Annotated in this window: 15 protein-coding genes, 1 tRNA gene and 2 pseudogenes; 12 read left to right on the top strand and 6 right to left on the bottom strand. The window is 68.5% G+C overall.

What is annotated here, in order from left to right:
• Positions 1-27: 27 nt before the first annotated feature.
• The 3 genes and pseudogenes from A5624_RS05485 to A5624_RS05475 all read left to right on the top strand — a co-directional run bounded on the left by A5624_RS05485 (position 28) and on the right by A5624_RS05475 (position 2,037).
• Positions 28-708, top strand: coding sequence for an HAD-IA family hydrolase (locus A5624_RS05485; RefSeq protein WP_197497874.1), 681 nt, complete (start codon positions 28-30; stop codon positions 706-708).
• Positions 701-1,198, top strand: a pseudogene (locus tag A5624_RS05480) (low molecular weight protein-tyrosine-phosphatase). The gene A5624_RS05485 and the pseudogene A5624_RS05480 overlap by 8 nt, the downstream one beginning before the upstream one ends.
• A complete protein-coding gene (locus tag A5624_RS05475) occupies positions 1,198-2,037 on the top strand; it encodes an SURF1 family protein (protein ID WP_066862751.1) in 840 nt (279 codons plus the stop codon). Before A5624_RS05480 ends, A5624_RS05475 begins: the two are co-directional and overlap by 1 nt.
• Here A5624_RS05475 and A5624_RS05470 read toward each other — a convergent pair.
• Positions 2,019-2,942, bottom strand: coding sequence for a cobalamin biosynthesis protein (locus A5624_RS05470; protein ID WP_066862847.1), 924 nt, complete (start codon positions 2,940-2,942; stop codon positions 2,019-2,021). The genes A5624_RS05475 and A5624_RS05470 overlap by 19 nt on opposite strands.
• Before the next feature lie 207 nt (positions 2,943-3,149).
• On the opposite strand from A5624_RS05470, the gene A5624_RS05465 reads away from it, so the two are divergent.
• Entirely contained in the window at positions 3,150-3,545 is a 396-nt protein-coding gene (locus tag A5624_RS05465) for a VOC family protein (RefSeq protein WP_066862841.1), read from the top strand.
• A gap of 5 nt (positions 3,546-3,550) precedes the next feature.
• Here the strand turns inward: A5624_RS05465 and A5624_RS05460 are convergent, their stop codons facing one another.
• Entirely contained in the window at positions 3,551-4,669 is a 1,119-nt protein-coding gene (locus A5624_RS05460; protein ID WP_066862748.1) for an epoxide hydrolase family protein, read from the bottom strand.
• A 91-nt stretch (positions 4,670-4,760) separates the two neighbouring features.
• Between A5624_RS05460 and A5624_RS05455 the strand changes: the two genes are divergently transcribed.
• Positions 4,761-5,417: an adenosylcobinamide amidohydrolase gene (locus A5624_RS05455; protein WP_197518925.1), complete on the top strand. Its 657-nt coding sequence runs from the start codon at positions 4,761-4,763 to the stop codon at positions 5,415-5,417.
• Between the two features lie 44 nt (positions 5,418-5,461).
• Positions 5,462-6,259 carry a DJ-1/PfpI family protein gene (locus A5624_RS05450; RefSeq protein WP_066862745.1) on the top strand — a complete coding sequence of 266 codons (798 nt, stop codon included), beginning with the start codon at positions 5,462-5,464 and terminating at the stop codon, positions 6,257-6,259.
• A 27-nt stretch (positions 6,260-6,286) separates the two neighbouring features.
• Here A5624_RS05450 and A5624_RS05445 read toward each other — a convergent pair.
• From A5624_RS05445 to A5624_RS05430, 4 genes are all read right to left on the bottom strand, one after another.
• Positions 6,287-6,358 (bottom strand) — tRNA-Val (locus tag A5624_RS05445).
• A 44-nt stretch (positions 6,359-6,402) separates the two neighbouring features.
• Complete coding sequence (locus A5624_RS05440) at positions 6,403-6,864, bottom strand: peroxiredoxin (RefSeq protein WP_066862738.1); 462 nt, start codon at positions 6,862-6,864, stop codon at positions 6,403-6,405.
• The gene (locus tag A5624_RS05435; RefSeq protein WP_066862735.1) at positions 6,864-7,286 is read right to left on the bottom strand and encodes a DUF3052 domain-containing protein; all 423 of its coding nucleotides are present in this window, start codon (positions 7,284-7,286) and stop codon (positions 6,864-6,866) included. The genes A5624_RS05440 and A5624_RS05435 overlap by 1 nt, the downstream gene beginning before the upstream one ends.
• Before the next feature lie 84 nt (positions 7,287-7,370).
• Positions 7,371-7,958 carry a hypothetical protein gene (locus A5624_RS05430; protein ID WP_066862732.1) on the bottom strand — a complete coding sequence of 196 codons (588 nt, stop codon included), beginning with the start codon at positions 7,956-7,958 and terminating at the stop codon, positions 7,371-7,373.
• A gap of 184 nt (positions 7,959-8,142) precedes the next feature.
• On the opposite strand from A5624_RS05430, the gene aceE reads away from it, so the two are divergent.
• The 6 genes and pseudogenes from aceE to kasB form a co-directional block, all read left to right on the top strand.
• A complete protein-coding gene (aceE, locus tag A5624_RS05425) occupies positions 8,143-10,932 on the top strand; it encodes a pyruvate dehydrogenase (acetyl-transferring), homodimeric type (protein ID WP_066862728.1) in 2,790 nt (929 codons plus the stop codon).
• Between the two features lie 187 nt (positions 10,933-11,119).
• Entirely contained in the window at positions 11,120-12,445 is a 1,326-nt protein-coding gene (locus A5624_RS05420) for a CdaR family transcriptional regulator (RefSeq protein WP_066862725.1), read from the top strand.
• A 140-nt stretch (positions 12,446-12,585) separates the two neighbouring features.
• Positions 12,586-13,494 carry an ACP S-malonyltransferase gene (locus tag A5624_RS05415; RefSeq protein ID WP_066862722.1) on the top strand — a complete coding sequence of 303 codons (909 nt, stop codon included), beginning with the start codon at positions 12,586-12,588 and terminating at the stop codon, positions 13,492-13,494.
• An 87-nt stretch (positions 13,495-13,581) separates the two neighbouring features.
• Positions 13,582-13,929 carry a meromycolate extension acyl carrier protein AcpM gene (acpM, locus tag A5624_RS05410; protein WP_007770614.1) on the top strand — a complete coding sequence of 116 codons (348 nt, stop codon included), beginning with the start codon at positions 13,582-13,584 and terminating at the stop codon, positions 13,927-13,929.
• On the top strand, positions 13,926-15,176 hold the full coding sequence (gene kasA / locus A5624_RS05405; protein ID WP_066862719.1) for a 3-oxoacyl-ACP synthase KasA: 1,251 nt from the start codon (positions 13,926-13,928) through the stop codon (positions 15,174-15,176). The genes acpM and kasA overlap by 4 nt, the downstream gene beginning before the upstream one ends.
• Before the next feature lie 80 nt (positions 15,177-15,256).
• Positions 15,257-16,020 (top strand): annotated as a pseudogene (kasB, locus tag A5624_RS05400) (3-oxoacyl-ACP synthase KasB); the annotation flags it as partial.

Here is a 16,020-nt window from a genome sequence, read left to right as displayed (position 1 = left end):
GTCGCACCCATCGAGGACAATGGTGAGGTGACAGGCACAACGTCCGCCGATCCCCAGGCCCCGGGGGCGCAGCTGGTGATCTTCGATCTCGACGGCACCCTGACCGATTCCGCGGAGGGGATCGTCACCAGCTTCCTGCATGCGCTCGACCACATCGGCGCGCCCGTGCCGCCCGGCGACCTCGTTGCCCAGATCGTCGGCCCGCCGATGGACGACACCTTCCGGGCCATGGAACTCGGCGACCACACCGAGGAGGCGATCGCGGCCTTTCGCGCCGAGTACGGCTCCCGCGGCTGGGCGATGAACGCGCTCTTCGACGGGATCGAGGCGCTGCTGGCCGATCTGCGTGCCGCCGGTGTCCGGCTGGCCGTGGCCACCTCCAAGCTGGAAACGACGGCGCGGCGCATCCTCGCCCACTTCGGGCTCGACCAGCACTTCGAGGTGATCGCCGGCGCGAGTCCCGACGGGGCGCGCAAGGCCAAGGTCGAGGTGCTGGCGCACGCCCTGTCGCAGCTCGAGCCGCTGCCCGAACGGGTGCTGATGGTCGGTGACCGCAGCCACGACGTGCACGGCGCGGCCGCGCACGGCATCGACACCGTGGTGGTCGGCTGGGGTTACGGCAAGGCCGACTTCGCGGACGCGTCACCCACGGTCGGCGTGACGCACGCCTCGACCATCGACGAACTACGGAGGGCGCTGGGTGTCTGAGCGTGAACGCCTGCACGTGACGTTCGTGTGCACCGGCAACATCTGCCGTTCGGTGATGGCCGAGAAGATGTTCGCCGACCAGCTGCGCCGCCGCGGCCTGGCCGACGCGGTGCGGGTGAGCAGCGCCGGCACCGGCAACTGGCACGTCGGCGAGTGCGCCGACTAGCGCGCCGCCGACGTGCTGCGCGCCCACGGCTATGCATGCGAGCACCGCGCCGCGCAGGTCGACGCCGAGCACCTGGGTGCCGATCTGGTGGTCGCCCTGGACCGCAACCACGCCCGAATGCTGCGGCACCTCGGCGTCGACGACGACCGCGTCCGGATGCTGCGGTCCTTCGATCCGCGCACCGGCGCCCACACCCCCGACGTCGACGATCCCTACTACGGCGACGCACAAGACTTCGAACGCGTCTACACCGTCATCGAGGCCGCGCTGCCGGGCCTGCATGACTGGGTCGATGAACGGCTCGCGCAGAACGGATCGCCTTGATGCGCCGGTTCGCCTTTCTGCTGCGTCCGGGCTGGATAGCGCTGGCGGTGGTGGTCGTCGCCTTCGCGTACCTGTGCTTCACGGTGCTCGCGCCCTGGCAGTTGGGTAAGCACAGCAGGACCTCGCAGGAGAACCATCAGATCGAATCCTCGCTGAACACCGCGCCCGTCCCATTGAAAACCCTACTGCCGCAGCAGGATTCGTCGGCCCCCGGCGCGCAATGGCGCCAGGTCACCGCCACCGGGCACTACCTGCCCGACGTGCAGGTGCTGGCCCGCCTGCGGGTGATCGACTCGAAACCGGCGTTCGAGGTGCTGGCGCCGTTCGTCGTCGACGGCGGGCCCACGGTGCTGGTCAATCGCGGCTACGTGCGCCCGCTGGAGGGGTCGCACGTCCCGCCCATCCCCCCGCCCCCGACGCAGACGGTGACCATCACGGCGCGGCTGCGCAACTCCGAGCCCGCCGCGGTGAACAAGGACCCGTTCGTGGGAGACGGTGTGCAGCAGGTCTATTCGATCGACACCGCACAGGTCGCGGTGCTCACCAGGGTCCCGCTGGCCGGGTCCTACCTGCAGTTGGTCGACGGGCAGCCCGGCGGGCTCGGGTTGGTCGGCGTGCCTGCGCTGGACGCCGGCCCGTTCCTGTCCTACGGCATCCAGTGGATCGCGTTCGGCATCCTGGCCCCGATCGGGTTGGGCTACTTCGCCTACTCGGAGATCCGGGCCCGCCGCCAGGAGAAGCAACAGCGGGCCGCCCCCGCCGCCGAGACGGCGCCCGCGTCGCAAGCGCCGCAAACGGTGGAGGCCAAACTGGCCGACCGCTACGGCCGGCGGCGGTAGCCCGCCAGGGAAAGTGCAAGCTCGGCGAGGACCGCGGCGCCCGCCTGCACCAGCGACGACAGCATCACCGCGCGCCGCAGGTCGGTCACCGTCGGTTCCCGGCCGTCGCCGAGTGTGGGCCGGATCTGCAGCTCGTGGCGGTATTGGGTGGGACCGCCCAGGCGCACGCCCAGCGCCCCGGCGAAGGCCGCCTCGACGACACCGGCATTGGGGCTGGGATGACGGCCGGCGTCGCGGCGCCAGGCCCGCGCCGCACCGGACGGTGATCCACCCACCAGCGGCGCCAACAGCACCGTCAGCGACGCGGTCGCCCGCGCGCCGACGTAGTTGGCGACATCATCCAATCTCGCTGCCGCCCAACCGAATCGGAGATAGCGCGGCGAGCGATATCCGATCATCGAGTCCAGGGTGTTGATGCCGCGATACACCAGCACCGCGGGCACGCCGCCGGCCGCCGCCCACAGCAGCGGCGCCACCTGGGCGTCGGAGGTGTTCTCGGCGATCGATTCCAGCGACGCGCGCGTCAGGCCCGCGGCGTCCAGCGACGCCGGATCACGCCCACATAGCGACGGCAGCAGCCCGCGGGCGGCCTCGACGTCGCCGCGTTCCAGCAGCTGCGACATCTCCAGGCCGGTGCGCACCAGCGAGGTTCCCCCGAGCGCCACCCAGGTGGCCGCGGCCGTCGCCGCGATCGACCACCCCCGGCGGCGACGCCCGGCGCCGCGTCGCACCGCCAGCCCGAGCAGGCCCACCGCCGAAATCAGCGCCCCGACATGGACCGCGCCGGCAAGCCGGCTGTCGCGGTAGGTCATACGTTCCAGCGCGGCGGCGGCTTGGCCGAACAGCGCGACCGGATGACCCCGTCGCGGGTCGCCCAGCGCGCGGTCGGCCAGGTAGCCGATCATCACGCCCGCGATCCGGGTCCGGGTCACAACCACCCCAGCAGCGTCTCACACTGGAATCCATGCGGCCGTTGAGGCAACAAGTGCCCGAGCGGATGTGGGGCGATGAGGCATCGTTCGTCTCCGGTGCCGCGCTGGCCGTCGACGGCGGGTACTCGGCCAGCGGTCCGATGGCCGGCAAGCCCCGCACGGCGGACTATCGTGCAACGCATGACCTTTCCCGCGCTCAACCACGTCGCGGTCACGGTGCGCGACATCGCGATCAGCGGCCCGTGGTATCGCAGGCTGCTCGGCGCCGACCCGATCCTGGACGAGCACACGGATGCCGGCTTTCACCACCAGGTGTGGATACTTGACGGCGGCACCATATTCGGCATTCACCAGCACGACCGCGCTGCGCCCAACGAGAAGTTCAGCGAACACCGCGTCGGGCTCGACCACGTCGGCTTCGGCTGCGCCAGCCGCGCCGAGCTGGAAGATTGGGTCACCCGGTTGGGCGAGCTGGCCATCGAGCACGGCGGCATCGTGGATGCGCCCTACGGCTCGGGGTTGAGTTTTCGCGACCCAGACGGCATCGCGCTGGAGTTCTTCGCCCCGCCCGGCTGAGCGGCTCAGCGCACCGTTGCGAAGAACGCGCGCAGGTCCTCGACAAATAGCTCCGGTTGTTCGAACGCCGCGAAATGCCCGCCGCGCGGCATGTCCGTCCAGTGGGTGATGTTGTAGACCGGCTCGCACCAGCTGCGCGGCGCCTTCAGCAGCTCCCCCGGGAAAGCCGCTACGCCCGTGGGCAATTCGACGCGATCGCCGCCACCCCACACCGCGAAGCTCTCCCAGTACAGGCGGGCCGAGGACGCGGCGGTGTTGGTCACCCAATAGACCATCACGTTGTCGAGCAGCTCGTCGCGGCTGAGCGCGTTCTCGGGGTGCCCGTCGCAATCGGCCCAGTCCCAGAACTTTTCGACGATCCAGGCCAGCTGCCCCACGGGCGAATCGGCCAGGCCGTAGCCCAGGGTCTGCGGCCGGGTGGACTGCTGCTTGGAATAGCCGGTGCCCCACTTGCGGTGGTTGGCCAACCCGGCCAACGCTCGCTGCTCCTCCTCGGTCGGGTTGGTCAGCGCCTCCTTGGTGGGCCGGCCGACCGGCATGTTCAGGTGGATGCCCACGCAGTGGCCCACATTGCGGCCGATCTGCGTCGTGACCGCGGCACCCCAGTCACCGCCCTGCGCGCCGTAGCGGTCGTAGCCCAGGCGCAGCATCAGCGTTTCCCACGCCTGCGCGATCCTTTCCACACCCCAGCCGGTGTCGGTGGGCTTACCGGAGAACCCGTAGCCGGGCAGCGACGGACACACGACGTGGAAGGCGTCCTCGGCGCGGCCGGAGGCGGGATGGGTCAACGGCTCGATCACCTTGTGGAACTCCACAATTGAGCCCGGCCAGCCGTGGGTGATCACCAGCGGGAACGCGTCGGCGTGCGGCGAGCGCTGGTGGACGAAATGGATGTCCAGCCCGTCGATTTCGGTGGTGAACTGATCGAAGCGGTTGAGGGCCGCCTCCCGCGATCGCCAGTCGTAGTCGTTGGCCCAGTAGTCGGCCAGCTCGCGGGCATACGCCAGCGGCACGCCCTGGCTCCAGTCGTCCACGCATTCGGCCTCGGGCCACCGCGTGCGGGCCAGCCGCGCTCGCAAGTCGTCGAGGACCTCGTCGGAAACGTCGATGCGGAACGGTTTCACGCGTTCATAGTGCCGCTGACGGTGATACCGGCGACGCGCGGGGCCTTCCCCCCGGCGAACCGGGCGCGCCGTGGCACGCGAGGATGTAGCCATGGATCCCAGGCTCGCCGCACGGGTGGAGCAGAGGCGGTCGATCCCGGTCCTGGTCTGGCGATTCGCCGAGCCGCGAATGTGCGTCTCGTCGGGCCCGCTCGGCGGCGGGATCGGCTCTCGGGATTGGCTCGTCAACGCCACGGTCCCATTGGATTACGACCGGACCGACCCGGACCGCCACCTGACCGAGATCGGCGCCGCGCTCCGGCTGGACGGCGCCGGGTGCGGGTTGCTCACCGCGGTCGACGTGACCCGCCACCACCTCGCCGCGGACGGCGGCGTGCATGCGACAGCGACCGTCGGGCTCTCCAGCCCCGCCTGGGCCGCGGCGCCCGACCACCACTTCCGCCGCGAGGCGCCGTACCGGGTGGGCACGATCAACATCGTGGTCGCGGTGCCGGTGCGGCTGTCCGAGGCGGCGCTGGTCAACGCCGTCGCCACCGCCACGGAGGCCAAGGTGCAGGCGCTCCACGAGGCCGGGATACGCGCCACCGGAACCGCCTCGGACGCGGTCGTCGTGCACTGCCCCAGCGACGGGACGGCGGAGCAGTTCGGTGGACCACGATCGACGTTCGGCGCCCGGATCGCCCGAGCGGTGCACGCCGCCGTGCTCGCGGGCGGCCGGTCCTGGCTCGCGGGGCCGTCCGTCGAGTAGGCGGCCGGCGATTGCCACCACCCGCCCGGGGGTATCGCTGACCCATGGCAACGACGACGGCGCCCCGAGTCCTGGTGGTGGTGTCCGCGGCCGACCGGATTCCGCTACGGAACGGCCGCAGCGAGCTGACCGGCACCTACCTCGGTGAACTGATCGAACCGACGGACGCGATGCGTCGGGCCGGCTTCGAGCTTGCGTTCGCCACCCCGGGCGCGCGGGCGCCGGCCATCGATGGCACCTCGTGCAGCCTGATGTACTTCGCCGGCTCCCGGAAAAGGCGTGACGCCGCCCTGAGCAGCTATCGGGAGCTGCTCGAACTCGGTCTGGCCACGCCGGCCAAACTCGAAGAGATCAGCCACGACGTCCAGCGCCTGGACGGGTTTGACGCCATGTTCGTGCCGGGCGGCCATGCGCCCCTGGTCGACCTGCTGCACCGCGACGCCTTTGCCGACGACTCGCTCAACGACGACTTCGGCGCGCTGGTCCGTCACTTCCACGACGCCCGACGCCCCACCGGCCTGATCTGTCACGCTCCCGCCGCGCTCGCCGCGGCGCCCACCGTCGACGGGCGCTGGACCTATGCGGGTTACCGGATGACCTGCTTCAAGACCGGCGTCGACACGATGTTGTCCACGGTCCCGTTGGCGCGGCGCTTCCGGGGACGCCTGAAGGATGACCCGACCGAACTGTTGAAGTCTCGCGGCGCCCACGTCGAACAGACGGTCCTGCCGATGGGCAGCAAGGTCGTCGAGGATCGCGAGCTGATCACCGGCCAGGACCCCTACTCGGCCAAGGCGTTCGGAGCCGCCTTCGTCAACAAGGTCCGCGCCGCACAAGCCTGACGCGCTCGTCCCGCCGGCCAAACCGAGTGGGCGCGGACGGTATCGAACCGCCGACCGCTGGTGTGTAAAACCAGAGCTCTACCACTGAGCTACGCGCCCGTTGCTGCGGGCAGGCTACCCGCCCGACGGCCAAGTCCCCAAAATCAGGCCCGTAAAGCCGCCAGGGCTTCGGTCCAGAGCCGCTGGTCGCGCGACTCGCCGGGCTGCTTCATCTCGGCGAAGCGGATGATCCCGGACCGGTCGACCACGAACGTCCCGCGGTTGGAGTAGCCGGCGTCCTCGTTGAACACGCCGTAGCTCTGGCTGACGGCGCCGTGCGGCCAGAAGTCCGACAACACCGGAAAGGTGAAGCCGCTGTCCAGCGACCAGACCCGGTGCGTGGGTGGCGGTCCCACCGAGATGGCCAGCGTCGCGCTGTCGTCGTTCTCGAAATCGGGCAGGTGGTCACGCAACTGATCCAGCTCGCCCTGGCAGATCCCGGTGAACGCCAGCGGGAAGAACACCAGCAGCACGTTCTTGGCGTTCCGGTAGGAGCTCAGCGTGACTCGCTGCTGGTTCTGGTCGCGCAAAGTGAAATCCGGGGCGGGGGTGCCGACGGACAGCATCAACGCTTCCCGGCCCGGGATTTGGGCTGTACCAACCGGCTGGCGCTCCAGTCGCCCAGGTTCACCGACGAGGTCGGCATCAAACCGGCGGTGGGTGCGGCCTCGGCGATTTCGGCGGGCAGAACGTGGCCCGGCTTGCCGGTCTTCGGGGTCAGCACCCAGATCACGCCGTCTTCGGCCAGCGCAGTGATCGCGTCCATCAGGGTGTCCACCAGGTCGCCGTCACCGTCTCGCCACCACAGCAGTACGACGTCGACCACCTCGTCGGTGTCCTCGTCGAGTAGGTCGCTGCCGCAGGCTTCCTCGACCGCAGCGCGGATCTCGTCGTCGGTGTCTTCGTCCCAGCCCCACTCCTGGACAACATGGTCGGGTTGGATGCCCAGTTTGCGAGCGTAGCTCGGGGCGTGATCCGCCGCGACCACCGTGGAGCCTCCTTCAACGTCCGAACGCTGTGCGATTCGCGATTATCGTCGCACAGCCAGAACTCGGTCCATACTTCCGCATCATCAGGTTGCCAGGCACAGTTTTACTGCGTTCTTTTTCGTGTCGTTGAGCTGATCGACCCGTTTGTTGAATTCCGACGTCCCCGCGTGCGTCCCAATGGCGTTGGCCACGGCGCGGGCGGCGTCGATGTAGGCGTTGAACGCGTCCTTGATCTGCTGCGACATCGCGTCGCTGAAGCTGTTGCCCACCGTGGTGGCGCTGTCGTTGAGGGCGTCGATGGCCGGGCCCTCGGTCGGTCCGGTGCCCCGGCCCGCGTTGAACGCCTTGACGAATTCGTTGGTCTTGTCGATCGCGTTCTTGCTGGTGGTGATCAGCGTGGCGCAGGCGGTGCGGACGGCCTTGGTGGTCAGCGATTGCTGCCGCTGGGATTCGCGGACGCTCGACGTCGCCGACGACGCGGACACCGACGCCGACACCGACTGCCGATAGGCCGGAGCCACCTTGGTGTCGGGCGTTGCCGTGCCGTTGGTGACGGAGGTGCATCCGACGATGCCCATCAACGCCACCGCGAGACACCCGAGGGCCAAAGCCCCGCGCCGGGGGAAGTCCCCCACCTGCGTCTGAGGGACGGCACGCCACCGGATGAGCACAAGCCAGACGTTACCGGGTGACCCCGCCGCTTGCCCCAGACCCGCCGAGTTGGTGTTCGCCGGCTGACGCCGAGCCGGCTACCCGACGTCGGCTATCCGCGCGCAACGCCGGTGCGGCACGATGGTGGGCAGGGTGCGACCCACCCGTTACGGCACACATTCCGCCAACAACAGGAGTAGTGCGTTGACAACTGAGTTCGTGCGCCACGATCTGGCCACAAACCCCAACGGCGCAACCGAACCCGACCGCGTTCGGGTGATCCGCGAGGGGGTGGCCTCCTACCTCCCCGACATCGATCCCGAAGAGACGTCGGAGTGGCTGGAGTCCTTCGATGAACTGCTGGAGCGCTCCGGCCCGTCGCGGGCGCGTTACCTGATGCTGCGATTGCTGGAGCGGGCCGGCGAGCAGCGAGTCGCCATCCCGTCGCTGACCTCCACCGACTACGTCAACACCATCCCGACCGAGCTGGAGCCGTGGTTTCCCGGCGACGAGGACGTCGAGCGGCGTTACCGGGCGTGGATCCGGTGGAACGCCGCCATCATGGTGCACCGCGCCCAGCGCCCGGGAGTCGGTGTGGGCGGCCACATTTCGACCTACGCCTCGTCCGCGGCGCTCTACGAGGTCGGCTTCAACCACTTCTTCCGCGGCAAATCGCACCCCGGCGGCGGCGACCAGGTGTTCATCCAGGGCCACGCCTCCCCCGGCATCTACGCGCGCGCCTTCCTGGAGGGCCGGCTCACCGCCGACCGGATGGACGGCTTCCGGCAGGAGCACAGCCACGCCGGCGGCGGACTGCCCTCCTACCCGCACCCGCGGCTGATGCCCGACTTCTGGGAATTCCCGACGGTGTCGATGGGTCTGGGCCCGCTCAACGCCATCTACCAGGCGCGGTTCAACCATTACCTGCACGACCGCGGCATCAAGGACACCTCCGACCAGCACGTGTGGTGCTTTCTGGGTGACGGCGAGATGGACGAGCCCGAAAGCCGCGGCCTGGCGCACGTCGCGGCGCTGGAGGGCCTGGACAACCTGACGTTCGTCGTGAACTGCAACCTGCAGCGCCTCGACGGCCCGGTGCGCGGCAACGGCAAGATCATTCAGGAGCTGGAGTCGTTCTTCCGCGGCGCCGGCTGGAACGTCATCAAGGTGGTCTGGGGCCGCGAATGGGACGCCCTGCTGCACGCCGACCGCGACGGCGCGCTGGTGAACCTGATGAACACCACTCCGGACGGGGACTACCAGACGTACAAGGCCAACGACGGCGCCTACGTGCGCGACCACTTCTTCGGCCGCGACCCGCGCACCAAGGCGCTCGTGGAGAACATGAGCGATTCCGAAATCTGGAACCTCAAGCGCGGCGGCCACGACTATCGCAAGGTCTACGCCGCCTATCGCGCCGCCGTCGACCACAAGGGTCAGCCCACGGTGATCCTGGCCAAGACCATCAAGGGCTATTCGCTGGGAGCGCATTTCCAGGGCCGCAACGCCACGCACCAGATGAAAAAGCTTGCGCTGCAAGACCTTAAGGACTTCCGCGACGCGATCCGGATTCCGATCAGCGACGCGCAGCTCGAAGAGGACCCCTACCTGCCGCCCTACTACCACCCCGGCTCGGACGCCGAGGAGATCCGCTACATGGTCGACCGCCGGCGCACCCTCGGCGGGTTCTTGCCCGAGCGGCGGACGAAGGCCAAGGCGTTGCGGCTGCCCGGGCGCGAGACCTACGCCGCGCTGAAGAAGGGATCGGGTACCCAGGAGGTCGCCACCACCATGGCGACGGTGCGGACCTTCAAAGAAGTGTTGCGGGACAAAGAAGTTGGGCCGCGGATCGTGCCGATCATTCCCGACGAGGCGCGCACCTTCGGCATGGACTCGTGGTTCCCGTCGCTGAAGATCTACAACCGCAACGGCCAGCTGTACACCGCCGTGGACGCCGAGCTGATGCTGGCCTACAAGGAAAGCGAAGCCGGGCACATCCTGCACGAGGGCATCAACGAAGCCGGGTCGGTGGGGTCGTTCATCGCGGCGGGCACGTCGTATGCCACCCACAACGAGCCGATGATCCCGATCTACATCTTCTATTCGATGTTCGGCTTCCAGCGCACCGGCGACGGATTATGGGCCGCCGCAGACCAAATGGCACGCGGGTTCTTGCTCGGAGCCACCGCGGGGCGCACCACGCTGACCGGCGAAGGGCTGCAACACGCCGACGGCCACTCGCTGCTGCTGGCCAGTACCAACCCCGCGGTGGTCGCCTACGACCCGGCCTTCGCCTACGAAATCGCTTACATCGTGGAAAGCGGGCTGGCGCGGATGTTCGGGGAGAACCCGGAGGACGTGTTCTTCTACATCACCATCTACAACGAGCCGTACGTGCAGCCGCCCGAGCCGGAGAACTTCGATCCCGAGGGCGTCTTGCGGGGCCTCTACCGCTACCACGTCGCCACCGAACAGCGGGCCAATAAGGCGCAGATCCTGGCATCGGGGGTGGCGATGCCCTCGGCGCTGAAGGCGGCCGAGATGCTGGCCGCGGAGTGGGACGTCGCCGCCGACGTGTGGTCGGTGACCAGCTGGGGCGAGCTGAACCGCGACGGCGTGGCCGTCGACAGGGCGAGGCTGCGCCACCCGGACCGGCCGGCCGGTGTCCCGTACGTCACCCAGGCCCTGTCGAACATCAGCGGTCCGGTGGTCGCCGTCTCGGACTGGATGCGGGCCGTCCCCGAGCAGATCCGGCCCTGGGTGCCGGGCACCTTCGTCACCCTGGGCACCGACGGGTTCGGCTTCTCCGACACCCGGCCGGCGGCGCGGCGGTACTTCAACACCGACGCCGAGTCGCAGGTGGTCGCGGTGCTCGAGGCGCTGGCGCGCGACGGCGAGATCGACCCCTCGGTGCCGGTCGCGGCCGCCCGCCAGTACAAGATCGACGACGTGCAGGCGGCCCCGGAGCAGACGTCCGACCCCGGGGTGGCCTGACCCCCGCCTGTGCACGGCGTGGCCCGCGTCGAGCGTGAAGGTAGTTTCACGTTGGGCGCCGAGCGTGAAGGTAGTTTCACGCTCAACGCCCCACCGGCCGCTCAGGCCAACGCATTGAGGCGTCCTTAAGAACGCCACGCCTCCGCCTTTGGCGGAAACTTCCAGAAAAGTCGCGTAGGTTTTAGGGGTGAATGACAACCCCTTCGCCGGTCCGTTCGCCAAGCAGCCCCGATCGCCGCTGGAGTTGCTCGACACGGTGCCGGAGTCGGTACTGCGGCGGCTGAAGCAGTACTCCGGCCGGCTGGCCACCGAGGCGGTCTCGGTCATGGGCGATCGGTTGCCGTTCTTCGCCGACCTTGAAGCATCGCAGCGGGCCAGCATGGCGCTGGTGGTGCAGACGGCGATCAACAACTTCGCCGAGTGGATGCAAGACCCGCACAGCAACGTCAGCCACACCGCGCAGGCCTTCGAACTGGTGCCCCAGGACCTCGCCCGCCGCATCGCGTTGCGCCACAGCGTCGACATGGCGCGCGTGACCATGGACTTCTTCGAGGAGGTCGTCCCGCTGCTGGCCCGCTCCGAAGAGCAGCTGACGGCGCTGACGGTCGGCATCCTGAAGTACAGCCGCGACCTGGCGTTCACGGCCGCGACCGCCTACGCGAACGCGGCCGAGGCGCGCGGGGCGTGGGACAGCCGGATGGAGGCCAGCGTCGTCGATGCGGTGGTCCGCGGCGACACGGGCCCGGAGCTGCTGTCCCGCGCCGCGGCGCTGAACTGGGACACCACCGCGCCGGCGACGGTCGTGGTCGGTACCCCGGCCCCCGGGCGCGACGGATCCACCGGTCCCGACGACAGCGAACGGGCCAGCCAGCGCGTCCGCGACATCGCCGCACAGCACGGGCGCGCGGCCCTCACCGACGTGCACGGCACCTGGCTAGTCGCGATCGTGTCCGGCCAATTGTCGCCGACCGACAAATTCCTGGGCGATCTGCTGGTGGCGTTCGCCGACGGCCCGGTGGTCGTCGGGCCCACCGCGCCGATGCTGACGGCTGCCTATCACAGCGCCAGCGAGGCGATCTCCGGCATGAACGCCGTCGGTGGCTGGCGCGGCGCGCCACGTCCCGTGCCGGCGCGCGAACTGCTGCCCGAACGCGCCCTGATGGGCGATGCGTCGGCCATCGTGGCGCTGCACACCGACGTGATGGGCCCGCTGGCCGACGCGGGTCCGACGCTGATCGAAACTCTTGACGCTTACTTAGATTGTGGCGGCGCGATTGAGGCGTGTGCCAGAAAGTTGTTCGTTCATCCAAACACCGTGCGCTACCGGCTCAAGCGGATCACCGACTTCACCGGCCGCGATCCCATGCAGCCCCGTGATGCATATGTGCTGCGAGTGGCGGCGACGGTCGGCCAGCTCAACTACCCGGCCCAACCCCCCAGCGCCGCCACCAACGCCATGCCTGCGGTTCCGCTGCCGGTGAAAGCGGCGGTGGCGGGGCAATTCGGAAGATAGTGACCCAGGCAACAGGTCGCGGCACGATATCAAACCCGTAGCTTACGGAGCCGTTTTGTAGGGTGTACACAAAAACCTAAGACGAGGTTCATAATCTGTTACACCCGCCAAAACCGTTTCCACAGTGTTCTCTTAAACACGTGATTGCATTGCTTGCGCCCGGACAGGGTTCGCAGACCGAGGGGATGCTCTCGCCATGGCTGGAGCTCGCCGGCGCCGCTGACCAGTTGGCGCTGTGGTCCAAGGCCAGTGGCCTCGACCTCGTGCGCCTGGGCACCACCGCATCGACCGAAGAGATCACCGACACCGCGGTCACCCAGCCGCTGGTCGTGGCCGCCACGCTGCTGGCCCACCAGGAGCTGGCCAGGCGCGGCCTGTTGTCGGACGCGGAACTGGTCGTCGCCGGCCACTCCGTCGGGGAGATCGCCGCCTACGCGATCGCCGGCGTGATCGCCGCCGACGACGCCGTCGCGCTGGCCGCCACCCGCGGCGCCGAGATGGCCAAGGCTTGCGCCGTCGAGCCGACCGGCATGTCCGCGGTGCTCGGTGGCGATGAGGGCGAGGTCCTGGCCCGCCTCGAGCAGCTCGACCTCTTCCCCGCCAACCGCAACGCCACGGGACAGATCGTCGCCGCAGGCCCGCTGACCGCGCTGGAGAAGCTGGCCGAGGACCCGCCGGAAAAGGCCCGGGTGCGCGCGCTCGGGGTGGCCGGGGCGTTCCACACCAAGTACATGGCGTCGGCGCTCGACGGCTACGCCGCCGCGGCGGCCGCCGTCCAGACGTCCGAGCCCACCGCCACGCTGCTGTCCAACCGCGACGGTAAGCCGGTCGCCTCGGCGGCCGCGGCGATGGAGGCGCTGGTCTCTCAGCTGACCCAGCCGGTGCGCTGGGATCTGTGCACCGCGACGCTGCGTGACCTGGAAGTCACTGCGGCCGTGGAGTTCCCGCCCGCGGGCACGCTCACCGGTATCGCCAAACGAGAACTTCGGGGGGTTACGGCACGTGCCGTCAAGTCGCCCGCAGACCTGGACGCTTTGGCCGAGCTCTAAAGCCAGCTCGGCCAGTTGCACAACCAGTACAACCGCATATCACGTCAATTCGACTAACACACAACACATTACGAAGGGAAGAAAGCTGTGGCTGTCAGCCAGGAAGAAATCATCGCCGGTATCGCCGAGATCATCGAAGAGGTGACCGGTATCGAGCCCTCCGAGGTCACCCCGGAGAAGTCGTTCGTCGACGACCTGGACATCGACTCGCTGTCGATGGTCGAGATCGCCGTGCAGACCGAGGACAAGTACGGCGTCAAGATCCCCGACGAGGACCTCGCCGGTCTGCGCACCGTTGGTGACGTCGTCTCCTACATCCAGAAGCTCGAGGAAGAGAACCCCGAGGCTGCCGAGGCGCTGCGCGCCAAGCTGGAGACCGAGAACCCCGAGGCGGTCGCCAACGTCAAGTCGAGGCTGGAAGCGGACAGCAAGTGAGCAAGCCTTCCACTGCTAATGGCGGTTACCCCAACGTTGTGGTAACCGCCGTCACGGCGACGACGTCGATCGCGCCGGACATCGAGAGCACGTGGAAGGGTTTGTTGGCCGGCGAAAGCGGCATCCACGTCCTCGAAGACGAGTTCATCACCAAGTGGGACCTGCCCGTCAAGATCGGTGGCCACCTCAAGGAGCCCATCGACGAGCACATGAGCAGGCTCGACTTGCGGCGCATGTCCTACGTCCAGCGGCTGGCGAAGTTGCTCAGCACTCAGCTGTGGGAGTCGGCCGGCAGCCCGGAGGTCGACCCCGACCGGTTCTCGGTCGTGGTCGGCACCGGTCTCGGTGGCGCCGAAAGGATCGTGGAGAGTTACGACCTGATGAACGAGGGCGGCCCCCGCAAGGTGTCGCCGCTCGCCGTTCAGATGATCATGCCCAACGGCGCCGCGGCGGTGGTGGGCCTGCAGCTGGGCGCCCGCGCCGGGGTGATCACCCCGGTGTCGGCGTGCTCGTCGGGCTCGGAGGCGATCGCGCACGCGTGGCGCCAGATCGCAATGGGTGACGCCGATTTCGCCGTCTGCGGCGGGGTCGAGGGTCCCATCGAGGCGCTGCCGATCGCGGCGTTCTCCATGATGCGGGCCATGTCCACTCGCAACGACGAGCCCGAGCGCGCGTCACGGCCGTTCGATAAGGACCGCGACGGCTTCGTGTTCGGCGAGGCCGGGGCCCTGATGATCATCGAGACCGAGGAACACGCCAAGGCCCGCGGCGCCAAGCCGCTGGCCCGGTTGCTGGGCGCCGGCATCACCTCGGACGCGTTCCACATGGTGGCGCCCGCGGCTGACGGCGTGCGCGCCGGCCGGGCAATGCAACGGTCGCTCGAGTTGGCGGGGTTGTCCCCCAAGGACATCGACCACGTCAACGCGCACGGGACGGCAACGCCCATCGGCGACACCGCCGAGGCGAACGCCATCCGGGTCGCCGGCTGCGAGCAAGCGGCGGTGTACGCACCGAAGTCGGCCCTGGGGCACTCCATCGGTGCCGTCGGGGCTCTGGAATCTGTCCTCACGGTATTGAGCCTTCGGGACGGCGTGATACCGCCAACACTCAACTACGAAACACCCGATCCCGAAATCGATCTGGATGTTGTCGCGGGCGAACCTCGCTACGGCGATTTCCAATACGCGATCAACAACTCGTTCGGGTTCGGTGGTCACAACGTGGCACTCGCCTTCGGGCGGTACTGAGTACTACGTCCGGCGACGACGCGGGCCGCAGCAGGCCCGCGGAGGAGCCGGACAGCATGGAAGGAACGTTCGCAAGACCCATGACAGAGCTGGTTACCGGGAAAACGCTCCCGAACGTGGTCGTCACTGGCGTCGCCATGACGACCGCGTTGGCTACTGACGCCGAGAACACCTGGAAGCTGTTGCTGGACAGCCAAAGTGGTATCCGCAAACTCGAGGATCCATTCGTCGAGGAGTTCGACCTGCCGGTGCGCATCGGCGGACACCTGTTGGAAGAATTCGATAGCCAAATGACCCGTATCGAGCTGCGTCGGACGGGTTATCTGCAGCGGATGTCCACCATTCTGGGCCGGCGGGTCTGGGAGAACGCCGGCTCTCCCGAGGTCGATCCCAACCGGCTGATGGTCTCCATCGGCACCGGCCTGGGATCGTCGGAAGAGATGGTCTTCAGCTACGACGACATGCGCGCTCGCGGCATGAAGGCCGTCTCTCCGCTCGGGGTGCAGAAGTACATGCCCAACGGCGCCTCGGCGGCGGTGGGCCTGGAGCGCCAGGCCAAAGCCGGGGTGATCACGCCGGTGTCGGCGTGCGCGTCGGGTTCCGAGGGGATCGCGCAGGCCTGGCGCAACATCGTCTTCGGCGAGGCCGACATTGCCATCTGCGGTGGCGTGGAAACCCGTATCGAGGCGGTGCCGATTGCGGCTTTCGCCCAGATGCGCATCGTGATGTCGACCAAGAACGACGACCCGGTAGGGGCCTGCCGCCCGTTCGACCGCGACCGCACCGGATTCGTCTTCGGCGAGGCCGGCGCGCTGATGGTCATCGAAACCGAAGAACACGCCAA

The organism is Mycobacterium sp. 1482292.6 (assembly GCF_001672995.1).
GTDB classification, from domain to species: domain Bacteria; phylum Actinomycetota; class Actinomycetes; order Mycobacteriales; family Mycobacteriaceae; genus Mycobacterium; species Mycobacterium europaeum_A.
The sequence above is the reverse complement of the archived record's forward strand: the minus strand, read 5'-3'. Positions and strand labels throughout refer to the sequence as shown.